The sequence below is a fragment of the Acidobacteriota bacterium genome, assembly GCA_034211275.1.
Taxonomy (GTDB): Bacteria; Acidobacteriota; Thermoanaerobaculia; order Multivoradales; family JAHZIX01; genus JAGQSE01.
Genome location: JAXHTF010000140.1, coordinates 1 through 17,934, shown reverse-complemented (window position 1 = coordinate 17,934; position 17,934 = coordinate 1). Strand labels below are relative to the sequence as shown.

Here is a 17,934-nt window from a genome sequence, read left to right as displayed (position 1 = left end):
CCGTTCTTCATCAGCGCAGCCTGAGCGACTTCACCGGCTTCGACGATCCGGGGCGAGTGGAGGTGTGCGGCGAGGGGGGAGAGGATTGCCGCGTCACCCTCACCACCCGTCTCCCCCACGGCGAACCGGCCTCCCGGGAGATCGAGGGCGTGGGAGTCCAGGAACGCTGGGAGATGGAGCCGTGGTGCGGCACTCACCGCACTATCGACGCCGCCGGGCGGGTGTTCGAAGAGCGCTTCGACGACCATTGCCGGCTGGTGGAAGAGAGCTGGCGGGGCGTGGTCTCCACCTTCGAATACGACGGCCTGCACCGCATCACCCGGCGCGAGCGTTCGATCCACGGCACCGGCAGCCCCGAGGTCACCGAATTCCACTACGACGACCTGCTGACCCACCGCGAGGACGAGAACTTCCTCGAGCCCCGCTGGGCCGAAGTCGAGGGCGATCGGCTGATGCTCGAGTATCTGGACGGCTTCGGCCGCAGCACCCGGCGCATCAGCTGCCGGGTGGACCACCTGACGGTGGACGGCTCCCACGACCTGGACGCCGGCTGCGAGACCGGCACCCGTCTGGTGGAGAGCTGGATCGCCTACGGCACCGACGGCCTGCCGCGGGCCCAGGCGGAGCCGTTCTATCTGGGTCAGGAAGACCCGGCGTTCTCCGTGGTGCCCTACCGGGATTCCGCCGGCCGCCCCATGCTGCGCCTGCGGCCGGCCCCCGTCGACCTCCGGAAAGAGCCGCGGCGCTGGATCGCCGAAACCACCTGGTGGGCGCCCAACCGGCGAGTGGACGTGGATCCCCTGGACCGGGTGCTGGTGGAGCGCAGCGGTACCCTGCGCCGCTCCCTCCGCCTCGACGGCCGGCTGCTCTCCAGCGAGAAGCTCGACGCCTTCGGCCGTACCGTGCGGGTTGAAACCCCGGAGCGGGGGGCCATGATCTTCGAGTACGACCCTCGGCACCGGGTGCGGAAGATCCGCCGCGAGGCGACGGCGGAGACCCTGGGGCCCGACGGCAACCTGGCGCCGGCGGCGTGGAACCGCCTCTTCGAGTACGACGCGCTGGATCGCCTGGTGCGGCGCCGGGAGCCCGACGGCACCGTCGTGGAGCTGGACCTCGACCCCCTCGGCCGCCCGCTGAGCGAAACGCTGGTGGACCGCCGCGGCCAGCGGCTGCGCCTCGCTACCTGGGAGTACCGGATTCTGGACGACGGCAGCGAGGAGACCCTCACCACCGACCAGTTGGGCTCCCAGGTGCTGGAGGTACGGGACGGCCTCGACCGCCCGGTGCGGCGGGAGGACGCCGCCGGTGTGGTCACCGAGTGGTTCTACGAGCCTCATTTGGGCCAGCAGCGGCGGGAAGTCACCGACGGCCCGCGGCAGCTGAGCTTCGTCGACGAGCTCGACATCCACGGGCGCACCGTAGCTGCCGAGGGTCCGCTGGGCCGGGTCGAGCTGGACCTCGACGGCAGCGGCCGGGTGAAGACTCGCACCGGCGCCGACGGCGCCCGTACTCATCGCGACTACCTCTTCTCCGGCCAGCTGGCCCGGGAGGAGCTGGAAGGAGAGGATGCCGAAGGTGAGGCCGGACGCTGGCTGCTCTACCAACAACGCCTGGACGACGCCGGGCGCATCGTCGAGACCCGCACCGAGGGCGTGCGGCGACGCACCCTCTATGACGTCTTGGACCGGCCCGTGCGCATCGATCACGCCTTCCCCAATCCCCTGAAGTTTGAAGAGCTCACCTACGACGGAGACAGTTTCCGGGTGCTGCGCCATGAATTCGAGGCTCCGGGGGTCAACAGCCATACGAAGATCTTCGCCTACGACCCTTGGGGGCGCTTGGTGGAGGAGGAGAGGCCGGGAGTCGGCAGCCGCCTCTTCGCCTACGATCTCCGCGGTCGGCTGCGGCGCACCACCGACGAGGAGGGCGTCGAGCTGGAGCGCCGCTACGACCCCCAGGGCCGGTTGAGCTCCCTGGACTTGCCCGGCGCCGGATCGGTGAGCCTGCGCTATCGCGCCGGTGCCCAGTACACCCGCCGCCTCGACGGATCGGGAGAGCGCCTCGACGCTCTGATGGGCATGGAAGCGACCTTGGCCGATGGCTCCATCCAGCGCTTCTGGCTCGACGGAGCCGGCCGCACCATCGCCGCCGAGGATCCCCTGGGCGGCTTGGAGGAGACCCGCTGGCAAGGCAGCCTACCCATCACCGTTGATCGCGGCGGGCCGGCTACGGAGACGGTGCGCACCCGCGCCGCCTTCGACGACAATGGCCTACCCCGCACGGTGTACGGCCCCGCTCTCCTCCGAGAGCTTCAAGATCCCGCCGACGGCAGCCTCTTCGACGGGGACGCCTTCGACGGCTACCGGGTCGATCGCACCTTCGGTCCCGGCGGGCGACTGGAGGCCGTCGATGCCGGCGGTGAGATCACCCGCTTCGGCTACGATGCCGTTTCCGGCCTGGTGACCAGCGAGAGCTACCGCGGCCTCGAAGAGATTTTTGAGTACTCCCCCACCACCCCCGACGCCCTGCACTATCCCCGCCTCGTGGGACGTCGGATGATCGGTCACGATGGTTCCGTGCGCCGCGAGCAGCGGCAGTACGACGCCCTGGGACGACTGGTGGAACAGCGCTTCCGCGGCGCCCGGGGGCTCGATGTGCTGCAGTGGCAGGATCTCGACTCCTGGGACCAGCCTCGCCGCAGCCGCCGCCTCCGGGGCGTTGATGGGGCGGCGCCGTCGGAAGAGGTCCGGCTGCAGTGGACCTACGACAGCGCCGGGCGGCCCACCGGCCGCCGGCTCTTCCTCATCGGCGTCGACCAGGGCGAGAGCACCTGGAGCTGGTACCGCAACGACGTGCTGAAGAGCGAGGCGGGGGCCCAGGGACCGACTCTCGAATACGACTACGGAACTCCCTTCGACTTCCGCCTCGACCGGGTCTGGACGCCCCAGGATGGAACGGTGCACGGAGAGGTCCGGGACCGGGACGACCTCGGGCGGCCCACCACCATCGATCTGCCGGACGGCTCCCTCGAGCTCCGGTGGGATGCCCTGGGGCGGCTGGCGGAGCGCCGATCCCACAATGCTCAGGGAGATCCCTTGGGCGGCTGGCGCGGTTCCTTCGACGCCCTGGGGCGGCTGGTGTCGGAACAGAAGTTGGGCCGCCGTGGGGGTTCGTGGCAACGGAGCTTCGCCTACGACGGGGCCGGAAGACTGGTGGCGGAGCGGGTGAGCTCCCAGCGGCAGCAGCGCCGGAGCGGCGAGACGGTCTCCTGGCGCTACCGTCTCAACTCCACCGGCGGCCGCGTCGCCACCGAGAGCTCGTCAGCAACCCCCCAGACCGTCGGCTACGACCCGGACCATCCATTGGAGCGAGTGCTGCAAGTGGGTGATCAAGCCCTTTCCCTCGATCCCTGGGACGGCGTGCTTCGAGATCACCACGGCATCGTCTATCGGCGGCGCCCGGACGGCTCCGTCGAGGAGACCGGCCGTGGGGAGGATCGCTACCACCTCTATCGCGACGCCGCTGGACTGCCGGTGGCGGTGGAAGACGCCGACGGCCGCCGACGCCTCACCGAGTGGCGCCTCAATCCCGCCGCCCCACCGATGGCGGTGCGCGACTTCGACGGCTCCACCCACGCCTACCCCAACCTGGAAGGGGTGGCGCTCCGGGCCTTGACCACCCGCCCCGCCGGGGCCCTGGAGACCGAGACCTGGCTGGCGGAGGTGGCAGCCTACTTCTCTCGCTTCGCTGCTTCCTCCAGCTCCGCTGCTTCCTCCAGCTCTGCAGACCCTTCTTCGGTACCCACCGCTTTCGGGGTAGGAGCCTCGCGGGAAGACTCGGTGGGACCTTCGCCCCTGGGCTTCGCCGGCATGGAGACGCTGCCTGGTCTGGAGTCCGTGGCCTTCGCCCGTCACCGGGTTTACGATCCCCAGACCGGGCGCTTCCTGCGGCCGGATCCCGCCGGTCTCCGGGGAGGGTTGCACCGCACTCTCTACGCCCATGGCGACCCGGTTCAATACGCCGACCCGCTGGGTTTGTGGGCCTGCCCCCTTCGGCCCACGGGCAGCTTCGGGGGCGGTGCGGGTGTCGAGCTTCCTCAGCCCGGTCCCGGTCCTTCCGACGCCGGCATGATCGGCTCCATCAACACCACCTGGGAGATCGCTCAGCTGGAACGCAGCATGGGCATCGAAACCGCTGATGGCTTCGACGGATCGCAGCTCGACCTCACCTCCGGCGGGCCCTTCGATCTCGATCCCTGCGGCTTCAAATGCGATCCGCCCTCCGGCGGCGAAGAGGGTCTGCCGGGGGACAGCGTCGACCCCATCAGCACCTACGGCTCCGGTCCCCACACCGCTCTCTTCGGCGGCGGCGGCAAGGAGCGCCGTCAGGAGCGCCGGGAAGCCCGCCGAGAAAAGCGTCAGGAACGGCGCTACGATCGCTGGGAGAAGCAGCTGGAGCGCCGCCTCAACCGCATGCTGGCCCGGGGCGAGATCGACCCCACGCGCCTCGACGAGGAAGGCCTGGCCTATTTGGACGAGCTGGCCATCGAGCTGGCGGGGTGCAAGACCAGCGCCTGCCAGGAGCGACGGCTGCACAAGATCGACGTCTTCCTCCTGCTGCTGCGGGACGAGCCGCCCCAGGTCGCCGGCGCCTCGCCCTTCGAGCCCCCTGCGCAGCAACCAGCCCCGCCCCCCGGTCCTTCCGAGAGCCTTCTGGACGCCGACCGGCGCCAGCAGGCAGCCCTGGACGCCATCGAGCGTTCCCGCATCAAGAACATCGTCGTGACGCCGGAGCAGCTGGGGATCGAGCCTCAACAACCGGCACCGCCGATGGCTCCTCCCAGCGCCGGCGGCCCGGCGAAGGACAGCCCCTGCGCATCGAACGACGCCGGCTGCTGGCAGCGCTACTACACCGAGAATCCCGCCCCCAGCGGCACCATCCCGGAACACAAGATTCCTTGGGACGCTAGCCGCCTCACCCGCGAGGAAAAGCTAGAGATCGAGCGTCGGCGCAGGATGCGGGAAAGATTCGAGGAGCTCCTGCGCAAAATGACCGAGAAGGTCGCTCCCGCCGGGCCGTGGGGGAAGCTGCCGATCTACATCAAACCCCGGACTCGCGAGATTTGCATCGGCAAGGGCCCCGTTGAAGTCGCCTGCACCGAGATTCCCGACGGCCAGCCGATGATCGAGAGGGAGATTGAGGAGTGGTGGCAGGAGTATCTGAACGAGCATCAATAGCAGCCCTGGGGGACAAATACCCTCGGGGAGCGCTTCGGCAGTGAGCCCCGGTGATACTTTGACCCGAGGTTACCCTCATGAGCCCTCGATCCCAGCACTCCATTCGCCGAGCCAAGCTGGAGGAATCCGCCCTGCTCAGCGATCTCGCCCTGCGCTCCAAGGGCTCTTGGGGCTACCCGCGGGAGATGCTCGAGAGCATGCGCCAAGAGCTCACCTACTCGCCGGAGGTGCTCGAAGAACATCCCGCCTTCGTGGTGGAAATGGACGGCAAGGTGGCAGGTTTTTACACCTTAGAACCCATCGCCGCCGGAGAATCAAGGGCAGATGACGGCGTCGAGCTCGGTGCCCTCTTCATCGAGCCCCACCGGCAGCGCAGCGGTCTCGGCCGGCTGCTCCTCGAGCACGCCGCCGCCGAGGCGCGCCGGCTGGGCTACGCGGTGCTGGTGATCCAAGGCGACCCCAACGCCGGCGACTTCTACCAGCGCATGGGAGCCATCCCCGCAGGCACCCGCCCCTCCGGCAGCATCCCGGGGAGGGAGCTGCCCATGTTCCACCTCGATCTCGAGAGCTCCGAGGCCTGAGCCGATTCCAAGCGGGCCCCTGCCCCGCGGGGCCTCCCTCAAACTCTCTGCAGCTTCTGAGCGGTCATCTCCTCCAAGGCCGTCGCGCCGTAGTGCTCGAAGACCCATTCGTCGGAGTACACCGAATCCAGATAGCGCTCGCCCCGATCCGGCAGGATCAGGACGCAGGTAGAGCCGTCGGGGATGCGATGGCGGTAGCGGCCCAGGGCCGAGACCACCCCGCCGGACGATCCGCCGGCGAGGATGGCCTCCCGGCGCACCAGCGTCCGGCAGCCGGTGATGCAGTCGAGGTCGGAGACGTGGAGAACCACGCAATCCTCCGGGCTCGGGCACAGCGGCGGGCACAGCCCCGCTCCCAGGCCGGGGATCTGCCGCGGCTCGGCGATGGACGAGAAGATCAGGCTGCCGACGGCATCCACCGCCACCAGCTGAGTGGGATACCCGTGACGCTTCACCGACTCCAGGCAACCCCGGAGGGTTCCGCAGGTACTGGTGGCGCAGAAGAGATAGTCCGGCGGAGCCCCCAATTCGTTCACGATCTCCGCCATGGTGGTGCGGAAATGGGCTCCAGCGTTCTCGTGATTGGCGTATTGGTTGGGCCAGTAGGCAGGGCGATGCAGCTGCACCAATTGCTCCACCCGCTTGAGCCGGGCCTGGAGGAGCTCACCGGTTTCCGGGTCGGGCTCCGTCACCACCTCCAGGCGAGCTCCGTAAGCCTCCAGAATGCGCCGATTCTGCAGCGTCGTCTTGGAGTCGACGACGCAGATCAGTGGCAGGTCATGGTAGGCGCAAAATTGCGCCAGCCCGATCCCCATATTCCCCGAGCTGGACTCGACGATGGTGGTGCCGGGCTTCACTTCCCCGGTCTCGAGGGCGGCCTCGAGGATGGCCAGGGCCGGCCGGTCCTTGGAGCTGCCACCGGGATTGAGCCCTTCGACTTTGGCGAAGATCCGGAGAGATTCTTCCGGAAAAAGGCGCACTAGAGAAACGAGGGGGGTATTGCCGACCGCGGCGAGGATTCCGCCTATCACCTGAGCCTCCTTGGGATCTCGGTTCGGTCGGTGGGGCGGCCACTCCCCGACGCCCGTCCCTCAAAACAACTCAACGAGCAAGCAAGGACGCAATGCCCTTGTCATACATATACGGCAGTTACCATCGAGAGTTCTCCGGCAACTACTGCAAGTCCATCGACAAAGGTAGTGTGGGCCACCGAGCTCAGAGGGACAAAGCTCAGAAGGACAAAGCGCCGCGTCTACCCGGATCGGAGGCTCGCAGAGAGGGCACAAAAAAGGCCCCGCGACAGCGGGGCTGAAGGAGGAGAAGCGAAGGAGACTCTTGGGAGTCCCCTGCTTCGTGTCTTGATACGGATGGAAAGCGATACTGGTTCAAACAAACGATGACAAGTCGAAGAAATCGAGAAGGAAGACGGGACTCTGGAGCGAGCCGCCCGCAAAAAAAGCCCCGCCACGGCGGCGGGGCTGCAAGGAGGAGAAGCGAGGAGACTGTGCGTCTTGCCTGCTCATGAATTCCTACGGCCGGTCCTCGAAGGGCGTCTATGCCAGTGCGGCATACCTCGCGACTCGCCTGCTGGTGGGCTTTTCAGGGTCTGCTCGGGCCAAAAAAAGAACCCCGCGGAGAGCGGGGTTGTTTCGAGGAGGTAGGAGGGAAGCTTCTGGATGGGTACCAGACTCTCGTGCTCCTGATCAGTACTACGGAGCCCCCGGCGAAAGGTTTCCAGATCGTGGCCTAGTTCGAATCCGCCAGCGCTGAAAGCTCCGCCAAGGAGCCGAAGAATTGGCGCGCCGCCTTCGCCGGCTCGTCCACCAGCCCCTTGACCCCCTTCTCCGGCAGCCAATCCTCCGGCAGGTGGCTGCGGTAGGGGCGGTAGAGGAAGCGTTTGTCGAAGAGGGCGATGACGCCGGTGTCCTGGGGCGAACGGATCAGCCGCCCCGCCGCCTGCACCACCCGGGTCATGCCGGGCACCACGAAGGCGTATTCGAAGCCCTTCTCGAAACGCTCCTCGTAGTACTCCTTGAGCAGCTGCTGCTCCAGATTGAGCGCCGGCAGGCACGGCCCCACCACCGCCACCGCCCGCAGCATGTCGCCGGGATAGTCCACTCCCTCGGCGAACACGCCGCCGGCCACCGCCAGCAGCAACACGTCCCCCAGCAGGGCGCCCCGCAGGGTGTCGAGAATCTCCTCCCGCTCCTTGTCGCCGGACGCCCGCTGCTGCACCAGCACCCGCTTGTCCACCAGCGGCATCAGCCCCGCCACCTGGGCCAGAAAGTCATAGCTGGGGAAGAGCGCCAGGCAATTCCCCGGCACCGCCGCGGCGAAGGCCGCCAGGCGCTCGGCGATGCGCGGATAATTCTGCGGCCGCTGCTTCCAGGTGGTGGCCACCGCCGCGTCCACCACCACCCGCCGGCGCTCCGCCGGGAAGGGATTGGGGATCGACACGGTGGAGGTGCGGGCGACCTCGAAGCCCAGCAGATCGCGGTAGAACTCCGGCGGCGAAAGGGTGGCGGAGAGGCCCACCACCGAGTGGCAGCGGTGGATCACCTGTCCCAGAAAGCGGCTGGGATCCTTGCACAGCACCTTGAACCAACGGCCGTCCCGGCGCCGCTCGACGCAATGGCTGAAGGCCTGGTCGGAGACCACCAGACCGTTGAGGAAGCGCAGGAAGTCGAAGTAGAGCTGAACGAAGGGATCCTCAGCGCGGAAGCTCTTGGTCTCCCGCTGGTACTCCAGGTAGTCGATGAAGGCGCTGTCGAAGGCCGGCCGCAGCGACCACAGGCGATCCTCCGGCAGGGTGGTCTCCAGCGCCTCCACCTGCGGCGGCGCCACGGCCAAGGCATCCTCCACGCTCTGATCGATGAACGCCGCCAGCTTCAGGCACAGCGCCTCGATCTCGAAGTGCACCGGCTGCCCTCCCAGCCGCATGGCCTCCGCCGCCCGCCGCGCCGGCTCGGCCCCCAGCTCCGGACTGTAGTAACCCCGCCCCCGCCCCACCAGGTTGTGGATCTCGTCGATCACCAGCACGGTGTCGCTGAGGTCCGAATCGCCGCCGAAATTGGAAAGAGAGACGTAGGGGTCGAAGACGTAGTTGTAGTCGCACACCGTCACCTGCACCTGCTCCCCCACCTCCAGGCTGACCTCGAAGGGACAGACCTCCGCCTCCCGGGAGGCCTCGTAGACCGCCTCCGGATCGAGGGTGGTGTGGCGATCCAGCAGATTCCCCACGACCTGGGAGCTCTGGAGCTTCAGGTAGTAGTCCCGGGCGAAGCGGCAATACTCCTCGTGGCAGATCAGCTGGTCGTTGGCGCACATGCGGGCCTTGGCGCGCATGCGCAGGGAGTGGAAGGATCCGTGCTGGTTGAGCATGCGCAGGACGGTGGTGACCATGTCCTGCTGGGTGTTTTTGGCGGTGAGGACGAAGAGGCGCTTGTCGTGCTCCAGGCAGTAGCGCAACGTCGGGTAGAGGGTGGCGACGGTCTTGCCGATGCCGGTGGCGGCCTCCAACAGCAGGTGGTCGGAGCTCTCCATGGCGGCCTGCACCGACTCCAGGATCTGCTCCTGCCCGGGGCGCAGCTCGGGAAAGGGGAAGGTGGTTTCGGCGGCGGCGGCGACGCGGTTCTCCCGCGCTTCCCGCTGGCGCTCGATATTGGCGAGGATCTCCCCCACCCGGCGCTTCACCGCCACTTCCAGCCCCCGCAGGTCGGCGGAAAGCTCCACCCGTTCGACGGCGTCGGAACCGATCTCGATGAACACCAGCTCCGGCCGCACCGGTGCCTCGCCGGCTTCCTCGGTGCCCTCCAGCATCCAGGCGTAGAGCATGGCCTGGCGCTCGTAGACCTCCCGCGCGGCGGCGCTCAGCTGGCCGCCCCGACGCACGGATTTGATCTCCTCCACCACCAGGGTGCCGTCGGGATCCCGCCGCAGCCCGTCTGCCCGGCCGCTCACCCGCACCTGCCAGCCGCGGAACTCGAAGGTCTTGCGCACCACCACCTCACGGCGGTAGGTGGGATCTTGCTCTAGAACCTGCTCCTGGTATCGGCTGTGAATCGCCTGCCCCAGCCACAGCCGCTCGTAGCCCCCCCGCTGGGCGAACCCCAGGCTGCGCAGGAGCCGGGTCTCCAGCAAATCGTAGACTCCCAGATCCAGAATCAGGGCTTCACTGTCGATGCGCGGCGCCATGGCCGGAGAGTATAAGGTGTGGGGGGAAAAGGCACTTTCTGGGCGGGGGGAGCCGAAGTAGTCAACGCCCGTGGTCACGGCAGCTCCGCCCGGGGATCCAATCCTGGGGCGAGGACAGAGGCGCTCCCGAGGGGGAGCCCGAGACAAAATCTGCTGGTTCCCACGCTCCAGCGTGGGAATCGCACATCGATGCGCTTTGCACCAACGTCAAGGCCCCGCTCCAGCGGGGCGGGTGACCTTCCGAAGCAAGATACCTGGAGGTCAACGAGCTCACTCCCCCACCCCCGACGCTGGAGCGTCTCCCCTGTGCTCCCACGCCGGAGCGTGGGAGCGAGAAGGCTCTGAGCAGATTCTGGGAGCCGGATTCATCCGGCGGTGTCCTGGGTAGCCCCGGGATTGATCCCGGGGCGAGGGCGGGGGCGCTCATCTAAGGGCTGACCGGAGCCGGCCGGAGGCCGGCGCTCCCAGGGGGAAGCCAGAGTAGTCAACGCCCGTGGTCACGGCAGCTCCGCCCGGGGATCCAATCCCCGGGCTACTCAGGGTCCGCCAGCTCCGCTGGCTCCGGAGGAACAACCGTGGTGGAGCAGATTCTGGGAGCCGGATTCATCCGGCGGTGTCCTGGGTAGCCCCGGGATTGATCCCGGGGCGGGGGTGGGGGCGCTCTCAGCGGAGAAGAAGCATGACATCTCAACACGGCACTCTTTCCGACCCCTGGAACCACCCCCCAACCCCCTACCAGGGTCCCAACCTGGAAGAAGTGACCTCGCCGGAGGCGGTGGATGCGGTCATTGAGGCTCTCTTCCCGGAAGGTCTCCCGTCCCCGCGCGGCGGCGAGGGGCGGGTGAGTCATGTCACCGCCTGTTGGCTCTCTGGGGAGGAAGGGCAGGAGCTGCGCACCCTGGCGATCAACGAGCACACCCCCAAGAGCCCCTGGGATGCCTTCGTCCTCAGCCTCTGCCGGGCTCGCGCCGGAGCCATCCTCACCACCGGGGCCAATCTGCGGGCGGAGCCGAAGCTGCATCATCAGGCGCTGGTGGGGGAGCCGGCGGCAGGAGCGTTGGAGGCTTGGCGGCAGCGGGAAGGGTTGGAGGGACCACCGCTGAGCGTGGTTTTGACCTCCGGGCGGGATTTGGATTGGCAGCACCCCCTCTTCGCCGGGGAGACAGCGATTTTCACCGGTCGATCCGGAGCTGAGTTGCTAGGGGAGGCAGCGGAGGCGCGGGGAGTGCCGGTGGTGGCGGCGGATGAGCCGGGACCGCGGGAGGTCGTGCGCTGGCTGCGGGAGAGTGGGCGAGGCCCCGTCAGCATCGAGGCCGGACCGAGCACCTCGCAGGAGCTCTACCGCGAGCCGTCACTGGTGGACGAGTTGATACTCTCCCTCTTCCACGGAGACGAGGTCCCCGAGCCCGCCCGCGGCAAGGCGCTGCTGAAGACCGAGGAGCTGGCAAATGTCTTTCCGCTGGCCTCGTCCCCGCGATGGGTGGACGAGGCCAGCGGCAGATGGTCCTTCCGGCGCCTCAGCCGAGGCTGAGACGGCGCGCTCTGGAACTAGGCGTTCTTCTGGATCAGAAACGGTCCCCCACCACCGGCAGCTCCCGGCGGCGGATCCACAGCACCACCAGGCTGGCGGCGAAGACCACCAGGGCCATGACGAAGAGGGTGCCGCCGTCGTTCTGGACCTCGATGCCCAAGACCGTCAAATGGCTGAGGATGGCCCCCACCATCAGGCCGGCGGAGAGCAACGCCCCCAGTACCACCGTCGCCGGCACCAGGATCGCCAGACCGGCGATGAGCTCGAGGATTCCCGTGGCGATACGGCCCCAGGGCTCCACCCCCAGCTGTTGGAAGATCCATACCGGCTCCGGCGCGGCGGTGAATTTGAAGTAGAGGGTCTGAAGCAGAATCACCGCGACGACCAGCTGTGCCACCCAGGAAGCGATCTTGGCGCCCTTGTTGAGACTCGTGCTCATGATCTAGACCTCACTCTTCGTTCAGTTTGGGCCAGTTCTCGTCCGCCGCCTCGATGAAGGCGTCGCGGTCCGCTTCCCACTTCTTCTGAATCTTCTGGTTGTAGTTCAGGTAGAGCTTGCCGTCGACGATGGACCAGGCCTCCGGGTCGATGCCGGCGGTGCTGCCCTGGCTCACGGCGTAGGCGCAATAGCCGCCATATTGGGGCGCGTACTTCTCCGGATCCGCCTCGAAGAGATCACGATGCTCGGCGCTGGCGAAGCGCCAGGTGGCGTCCATCCACTCGAAGGTGAAGTCCTTGCTCCCCTCCACCGGCTTATCATCCTCGAAGTAGGCCACGGCGTCGTAGCCCTCGATGGCGACGTCTCCGAAGAGGCTCTTATTCACCTTGCCCGCGGCCTCGGCGCCAGGGGCCACGGCCAGGACCAGAGCGAGAATGGCAAGGATCAGCGAGGCACGGCCCCAGGCTGGGAGGCGAATATCTGCAGAAATCATGGAACTCTCCTTGGTAGGGATTGCCGGGGGTGCTTCCGGCAATCGGTCTCGCTCATGGTACGACGCGATGGAGTGGGTCGGTTCAATCACCTCGTCCTCGGGCCCACGATTCGAGGACCCCTGTGGTAGCGTAATCCGCTGGCTCGCCAGGCCAATCCGACCACTCAAATCGGCCACCCAAACCGCAACCGACGGAGACCTCCATGTCCCTTCTCGATACTCCCCTCACCCGCCAGCTGGGCATCGACGTGCCGCTGATCTGCGGTGCCATGTATCCGTGCAGCAACCCCGAGCTGGTGGCCGCGGTCTCCGAAGCCGGCGGCATCGGTGTGATCCAACCCCTCTCCCTGGTCTACGTCCACAGCTACGAGTTCCAACAGGGGCTGGACTACATCCGCAGCCTCACCGACAAACCGGTGGGAATGAACGTCATCGTGGAGAAATCCTCCAAGGTCTACCAGGAGCGCATGGAGCGCTACACCGACCAGGCGCTGGAGGCCGGGGTGCGCTTCTTCGTCACCTCCCTGGGCAACCCCCGCTGGGTGGTGGAGAAAGTCCACGCCGCCGGCGGCTTCGTCTACCACGACGTCACCAATCGAAAGTGGGCGGAGAAGGGGCTGGAGGCAGGGGCGGACGGCCTCATCGCGGTGAACGACCGCGCCGGCGGCCATGCTGGAGACCAGGGGACGAAGGAGCTGATAGAAGAGCTAGAAGGCTACGGCGTGCCGGTGATCTGCGCCGGCGGTATCGGCTCCGAAGAGCGCTTCGTCGAGGCCCTGGATCTCGGCTACGCCGGCGTCCAGATGGGCACCCGCTTCATCGCCACCGAGGAGTGCACCGCCCACGAGAGCTACAAGGACGCGGTAGTGGAGGCGGACGAAGACGACATCGTGCTCACCGAGCGCATCACCGGCGTGCCGGTGTCGGTGATCCGCACTCCCTACATCGAGTCCATCGGCACCAAGGCCGGCCCCATCGCCCGCTGGATGCTCAAAGGGCGCCGCACCAAGCATTGGATGCGCATGATCTACGCCGTGCGCTCGCTGCGCAACCTGAAGAAATCGTCGCTGCGGTCCTTCTCCTACAAGGACTACCTGCAGGCCGGCAAGAGCGTCGCCGGAGTCCAGCGCATCGAGCCCGCCGGCGACGTGGTGCGCCGTTTCGCCGCGGCGGCCCGGGAACGCTCCGGCACCGGCAGCAAGATTCAAGCATCATGAGATTCGTCCCCTCCCGAATCGCCTGGCTGCTTCTCCTGGGCTTGCTCCCCACGAGCTTGCTGACCGGCTGCGCCGAGCCCCCCCAGCTGCTGCAGAAGGCTCCTGTCACCGCCACCGCCACCATCGAGCCCCTGGGCTATCTCCTCGACCGCGTCGGCGGCGAGCGGGTGGACGTCCAGGTCCTGATCCCCACCGGCCGCTCGCCCCACGAGTACGAGCCCCGGCCCGGCGACCTGAAGGCGCTGCTGGAGTCCGATCTGCTGCTGCGGGTGGGCCATCCCAGCTTCGCCTTCGAGGAACGGCTCCTGGAATCCACCACCGAGCGCTCCCCGGATCTGCAACAGATCTCCCTCATGGAGGTGGCCGGCACCGCCGTGGAGGGTCTGGAGGAGCCCCACCCGTGGCTGGCGCCGCCGGTGCTCGAGCTCATCGCCCGGGAGCTGGGGGAACGGCTGGCGGAGATCGATCCGGAAGGTGCCGACGGCTATCGGCAACGCGCCGAAGCGTTTGCCGCCGAGGCCCGAGCCCTGGAAGCGGAGCTGGCCCAATTCCTCGCCGCCTCCCCCTGCCGCGCCTTCCTGGTGGACCATCCCGCCTGGGGCGCCTTCGCCCGGCGCTACGGGCTGGTGGAGCTGGCCATCGAGCACGGCGGCAAAGAGCCCGGCCCGGCCTCCCTCCAGCACACCGTCGAAGCCGCCCGGGTGGCGCGCATCCAGCTGATGCTGGTGCGGCCGGGACGTCCCGAGGCCACCAGCCTCTCCGTCGCCCGCGCCCTGGGGGCGGAGACCGAGGTCCTCGATCCCCTGAGCCGCGACATCCCGGCGACCCTGCGCAAGGCCGCGGAGCTGATCAGCCGGAGCTGCGACCATGACTGAAGGCTCCCCCGCTGCCGCCCCAGCCGCAGCCACCGGCCCGGCTCTCGAGCTGCGGGGCATCACCGCCGGCTACAACGGCGGTCCGGCGGTGCTGGAGAACGTCCAGCTGGAAATCGGCTCGCGGGAGTATCTGGCCATCATCGGCCCCAACGGCGGCGGCAAGACCACCCTGCTGCGGGTGCTGCTGGGGCTGGTGGAGCCGCGGCGGGGCTCGGTCGTCTCCCATCTGCCCCACGGCCGCAAGCGCCTGGGTTACGTGCCCCAATATTCGACCTTCGAAGCCGGCGTGCCGCTGCGGGTGGAGGAGGTCGTGCTCATGGGGCGCATCTCCCGCCGCGGTCTCGGCCGGCGCTATCGCCGGGAGGACCGGGAGGCCGCCCGGCGAGCCCTGGAGGCAGTGCATCTGGAGGATCGGGCCCAAGAGCCGGCGACGGAGCTCTCCGGCGGCCAGATCCAGCGGGTGCTCATCGCCCGCGCCCTCGCCGGCGAGCCGGAGGCCATGCTCCTGGACGAACCCCTGGCCTCCCTCGACGTCGAATCCCGGCGGGTGGTGCGGGAGCTTCTGCTGGAGCTCCACCGCACCATGCCCGTGGTGCTGGTGACCCACGACCCGGCGGCAGTGGCCCAGGAAGTCCAGAGCATCGCCTGCGTCAACCGCAGCCTGACCTACCACGGCAGCGGCGAGCTGACCTCGGAGGTGCTGGAGGAAACCTACGGCTGCCCCGTGGACCTCATCGCCCATGGCGTACCCCATCGGGTACTGGCCCCCCACTCTCACGAGGGCTCGACTTCTGGACATGTTCCTGCCCACGGGCATGCTCACGGCCCTTCCCAGGATGGGTCCGGAGGAGGCTCCCATGAGTGAGCTCCTCATCTGGTGGTCCGAGCCGCTGCTACGCCCGGCGCTCATCGCCGGGGTGCTCACCAGCGTTCTATGCGGCGCCCTGGGCACCTTCGTGGTGCTGCGGCGCCTGGCCTTCCTGTGCGGCGGCTTGAGCCACGCGGCCTTCGGTGGCCTGGGCCTGTGCCACCTGCTGCAGCTGCCGCCCCAGGCCGGCGGCCTCGCCACCACCGCCGTCGCCGCCCTGCTGCTGGGGCCCATGTCCCGCCGCAAGGCCCTCAACCGGGACGCCCTCATCGGCGCCTTCTGGGCCGTGGGCATGGCCGCCGGCGTGCTCTTCCTGCACTTCGCTCCGGGCTATCCGCCGGATCTCTCCGCCTACCTCTTCGGCAACATCCTGCTGGTGACCACCGGCGACCTGTGGCTGCTGGCCACCCTCGACGCCGTCACCCTGCTGCTCTTGGGGCTGTTCTACAAAGAGATCGTCGCCAGCACCTTCGATGAAACCTTCGCCGCCACCCAGGGCGTGCCGGTGCGCTGGCTTTCCACCCTGCTGCTGCTGCTGGTGGGCGCGGCGGTGGTGGTGCTGCTGCCGGTGGTCGGGCTGCTCCTGGTCCTCGCCCTGCTGACCATCCCGCCCCTCATCGGCCTGCGCCTGTGCCGTAGCCTCCCCGGCGTCTTGAGCACCGCCGTCGTCGGCGGCATGGTCATCACCCTCGGCGGGCTGTGGATCTCCTACCTCTTCGACGCCCCTTCCGGCCCCTGCATCATCGTCCTGGGAACGGCGCTGCTGCTGGCGGTCTACGGCGTCACCGGCCTCACCCGGAGAGCTTGAGCCATGGGCTGGCTCCAGACCTTCGCCGTCGAGAGCGCCCGCATGCTCGCCCTGGCGGCGCCCTTTCTGCTCTTCGGCCTGTTCACCGCCGGCCTGCTCCACGTGCTGCTGCCGGAGGCGTTGATCCTGCGCTGGATGGGCCGCCGGGGCATGAAGGGCGTGTGCCTGGCAGCGCTCATCGGTGTGCCGCTGCCGGTGTGCAGCTGCGGCGTCGTGCCCATCACCGTCGAGCTGCGGCGCAAGGGCGCGAGCCTGCCCTCCAGCCTCTCCTTCCTCACCACCACCCCGGAGTCCAGCGTCGACTCCATCCTCCTCACCTGGGGCCTGATGGGCCCGGTGATGGCCATCGCCCGCCCCATCGCCGCCTTCTCCACCGCGGTCCTCGGTGGCGCCATGGCCCTGGGTTGGCTGCCGGAGAGCTCAACGCCGCGCACCGTTTCTCAGGATGAATCGGACCCCGCCGAGGGTGTCACCGACTGTGGCACCGACTGCGAAGCCTGCGGCAGCCACGACCTCCCCGGCGAGCACTCCGACCGCGCCCTCGCCGCCCTGCGCACTTGGCGCAGCCGCTGGTTCCAGGCTCCCTTCGGCAAGCTTCCCGCGGACCAAGATCCCGGCCCCGGCCTCTGGCAGGGCGTCCTGCGCCCGGCCCTGCGCTACGGTTTCGTCGACCTCTTCGACGACCTCGCCTTCTGGCTGCTGGTGGGCATCCTCGCCGCCGGCGCCGTCGCCACCCTGGTCCCCGGCGACCTCGCCGCCCTCGGCCTCGGCGGCGGCCTCAAGCCCATGCTCCTGGCCCTCGTCATCGGCGTCCCCCTCTACATGTGCGCCTCCGCCTCGACCCCCATCGCCGCCGCCCTGATGCTCAAAGGCCTCGGCCCCGGCGCCGCCCTCGTCTTCCTCCTCGCCGGCCCCGCCACCAACATCGCCACCCTGGTGCTCCTGGCCAAAACCTTCAGCACCCGCTTCGTCGCCGTCTACCTCACCAGCGTCGTCGCCGGCGCCCTCCTCTGCGGCCTGGCCCTGGAAGCCCTCCTCACCCTCACCGGCTGGAGCCTCCAGATCCCCACCACCGAATTCGCCGCCGAGGGCCTCGGCCTGATCCTCATCGCCAGCGCGGTGGTGCTGGCGGTGCTGCTCGTGTGGCGGTTGTCCAGCGGGGCGTTGCGGAGTGGGTTGCGGGAGTTGCGAGAGGGGTTTCTGGGGGGCGGTGAGGTGGGCTGAGAAGGCCCCCACCCTCGCCCCGGGATCAATCCCAGGGCTACCCAGGACACCGCCGGATGAATCCGGCTCCCTGAATCTGCTCAGAGATTTCCTCCCCTCCGGAGCCAGCGGAGCTGGCGGAACCTGAGTAGCCCGGGGATTGGATCCCCGGGCGGAGTCGCATCGGCCACCAAGGCCCACTCCTCGAGATCCAGCGCCCCCACCCTCGCCCCGGGATCAATCCCGGGGCTACCCAGGACACCGCCGGATGAATCCGGCTCCCTGAATCTGCTCAGAGATTTCCTCCCCTCCGGAGCCAGCGGAGCTGGCGGAACCGGAGTAGCCCGGGGATTGGATCCCCGGGCGGAGTCGCATCGGCCTCTGTCGCCACCTACCAGCCCCGAAGCTCCCCTGCGATATCCTCCCCCCAATGACCCCGCCCCCGGACAAAGGCATCCTCCGCTACCGCGGCATCGCCCGCGGACTCG

The 17,934-nt window shown here is 68.4% G+C and carries 12 protein-coding genes; 8 read left to right on the top strand and 4 right to left on the bottom strand.

Features of this window, described 5'->3' with window-relative positions; genetic code table 11:
* Together SX243_18445 and SX243_18440 are read left to right on the top strand one after the other, a co-directional pair.
* On the top strand, positions 1-5,237 hold a 5,237-nt coding region (locus SX243_18445; protein MDY7094958.1), incomplete at its 5' end, for an RHS repeat-associated core domain-containing protein.
* 77 nt (positions 5,238-5,314) lie between these two features.
* A complete protein-coding gene (locus SX243_18440; GenBank protein ID MDY7094957.1) occupies positions 5,315-5,818 on the top strand; it encodes a GNAT family N-acetyltransferase in 504 nt (167 codons plus the stop codon).
* A gap of 38 nt (positions 5,819-5,856) precedes the next feature.
* Here the strand turns inward: SX243_18440 and sbnA are convergent, their stop codons facing one another.
* Both sbnA and SX243_18430 read right to left on the bottom strand, forming a co-directional pair.
* The gene (gene sbnA / locus SX243_18435; protein ID MDY7094956.1) at positions 5,857-6,849 is read right to left on the bottom strand and encodes a 2,3-diaminopropionate biosynthesis protein SbnA; all 993 of its coding nucleotides are present in this window, start codon (positions 6,847-6,849) and stop codon (positions 5,857-5,859) included.
* Positions 6,850-7,564: 715 nt separating this feature from the next.
* A complete protein-coding gene (locus tag SX243_18430) occupies positions 7,565-10,090 on the bottom strand; it encodes a helicase C-terminal domain-containing protein (protein MDY7094955.1) in 2,526 nt (841 codons plus the stop codon).
* Positions 10,091-10,691: 601 nt separating this feature from the next.
* Between SX243_18430 and SX243_18425 the strand changes: the two genes are divergently transcribed.
* The gene (locus tag SX243_18425) at positions 10,692-11,543 is read left to right on the top strand and encodes a hypothetical protein (GenBank protein ID MDY7094954.1); all 852 of its coding nucleotides are present in this window, start codon (positions 10,692-10,694) and stop codon (positions 11,541-11,543) included.
* Between the two features lie 34 nt (positions 11,544-11,577).
* Here the strand turns inward: SX243_18425 and SX243_18420 are convergent, their stop codons facing one another.
* Together SX243_18420 and SX243_18415 are read right to left on the bottom strand one after the other, a co-directional pair.
* Positions 11,578-11,982, bottom strand: a complete 405-nt coding sequence (locus tag SX243_18420) for a DoxX family protein (protein MDY7094953.1) — start codon at positions 11,980-11,982, stop codon at positions 11,578-11,580.
* Between the two features lie 10 nt (positions 11,983-11,992).
* On the bottom strand, positions 11,993-12,475 hold the full coding sequence (locus tag SX243_18415) for a YHS domain-containing (seleno)protein (GenBank protein MDY7094952.1): 483 nt from the start codon (positions 12,473-12,475) through the stop codon (positions 11,993-11,995).
* A gap of 203 nt (positions 12,476-12,678) precedes the next feature.
* Here SX243_18415 and SX243_18410 point away from each other — a divergent pair, with 203 nt between their 5' ends.
* The 5 genes from SX243_18410 to SX243_18390 are packed head-to-tail and all read left to right on the top strand — an operon-like array spanning position 12,679 to position 17,467.
* Positions 12,679-13,692: a nitronate monooxygenase gene (locus tag SX243_18410; GenBank protein ID MDY7094951.1), complete on the top strand. Its 1,014-nt coding sequence runs from the start codon at positions 12,679-12,681 to the stop codon at positions 13,690-13,692.
* Entirely contained in the window at positions 13,689-14,567 is an 879-nt protein-coding gene (locus SX243_18405) for a zinc ABC transporter substrate-binding protein (GenBank protein MDY7094950.1), read from the top strand. The genes SX243_18410 and SX243_18405 overlap by 4 nt, the downstream gene beginning before the upstream one ends.
* Positions 14,560-15,432 carry a metal ABC transporter ATP-binding protein gene (locus SX243_18400; protein MDY7094949.1) on the top strand — a complete coding sequence of 291 codons (873 nt, stop codon included), beginning with the start codon at positions 14,560-14,562 and terminating at the stop codon, positions 15,430-15,432. Before SX243_18405 ends, SX243_18400 begins: the two co-directional genes overlap by 8 nt.
* On the top strand, positions 15,425-16,243 hold the full coding sequence (locus tag SX243_18395) for a metal ABC transporter permease (protein MDY7094948.1): 819 nt from the start codon (positions 15,425-15,427) through the stop codon (positions 16,241-16,243). The genes SX243_18400 and SX243_18395 overlap by 8 nt, the downstream gene beginning before the upstream one ends.
* A gap of 3 nt (positions 16,244-16,246) precedes the next feature.
* Positions 16,247-17,467, top strand: a complete 1,221-nt coding sequence (locus SX243_18390; protein MDY7094947.1) for an SO_0444 family Cu/Zn efflux transporter — start codon at positions 16,247-16,249, stop codon at positions 17,465-17,467.
* The last annotated feature ends 467 nt before the right edge of the window (positions 17,468-17,934 follow it).

Excerpts from the sequence above, each read along its gene's own strand:
- SX243_18440 (MDY7094957.1), top strand. The coding sequence starts at position 5,315 with ATGAGCCCTCGATCCCAGCACTCCATTCGCCGAGCCAAGCTGGAGGAA.
- SX243_18425 (MDY7094954.1), top strand. The coding sequence starts at position 10,692 with ATGACATCTCAACACGGCACTCTTTCCGACCCCTGGAACCACCCCCCA.
- SX243_18420 (MDY7094953.1), bottom strand. The coding sequence starts at position 11,982 with ATGAGCACGAGTCTCAACAAGGGCGCCAAGATCGCTTCCTGGGTGGCA.
- SX243_18415 (MDY7094952.1), bottom strand. The coding sequence starts at position 12,475 with ATGATTTCTGCAGATATTCGCCTCCCAGCCTGGGGCCGTGCCTCGCTG.
- SX243_18410 (MDY7094951.1), top strand. The coding sequence starts at position 12,679 with ATGTCCCTTCTCGATACTCCCCTCACCCGCCAGCTGGGCATCGACGTG.
- SX243_18405 (MDY7094950.1), top strand. The coding sequence starts at position 13,689 with ATGAGATTCGTCCCCTCCCGAATCGCCTGGCTGCTTCTCCTGGGCTTG.
- SX243_18400 (MDY7094949.1), top strand. The coding sequence starts at position 14,560 with ATGACTGAAGGCTCCCCCGCTGCCGCCCCAGCCGCAGCCACCGGCCCG.
- SX243_18395 (MDY7094948.1), top strand. The coding sequence starts at position 15,425 with ATGAGTGAGCTCCTCATCTGGTGGTCCGAGCCGCTGCTACGCCCGGCG.
- SX243_18390 (MDY7094947.1), top strand. The coding sequence starts at position 16,247 with ATGGGCTGGCTCCAGACCTTCGCCGTCGAGAGCGCCCGCATGCTCGCC.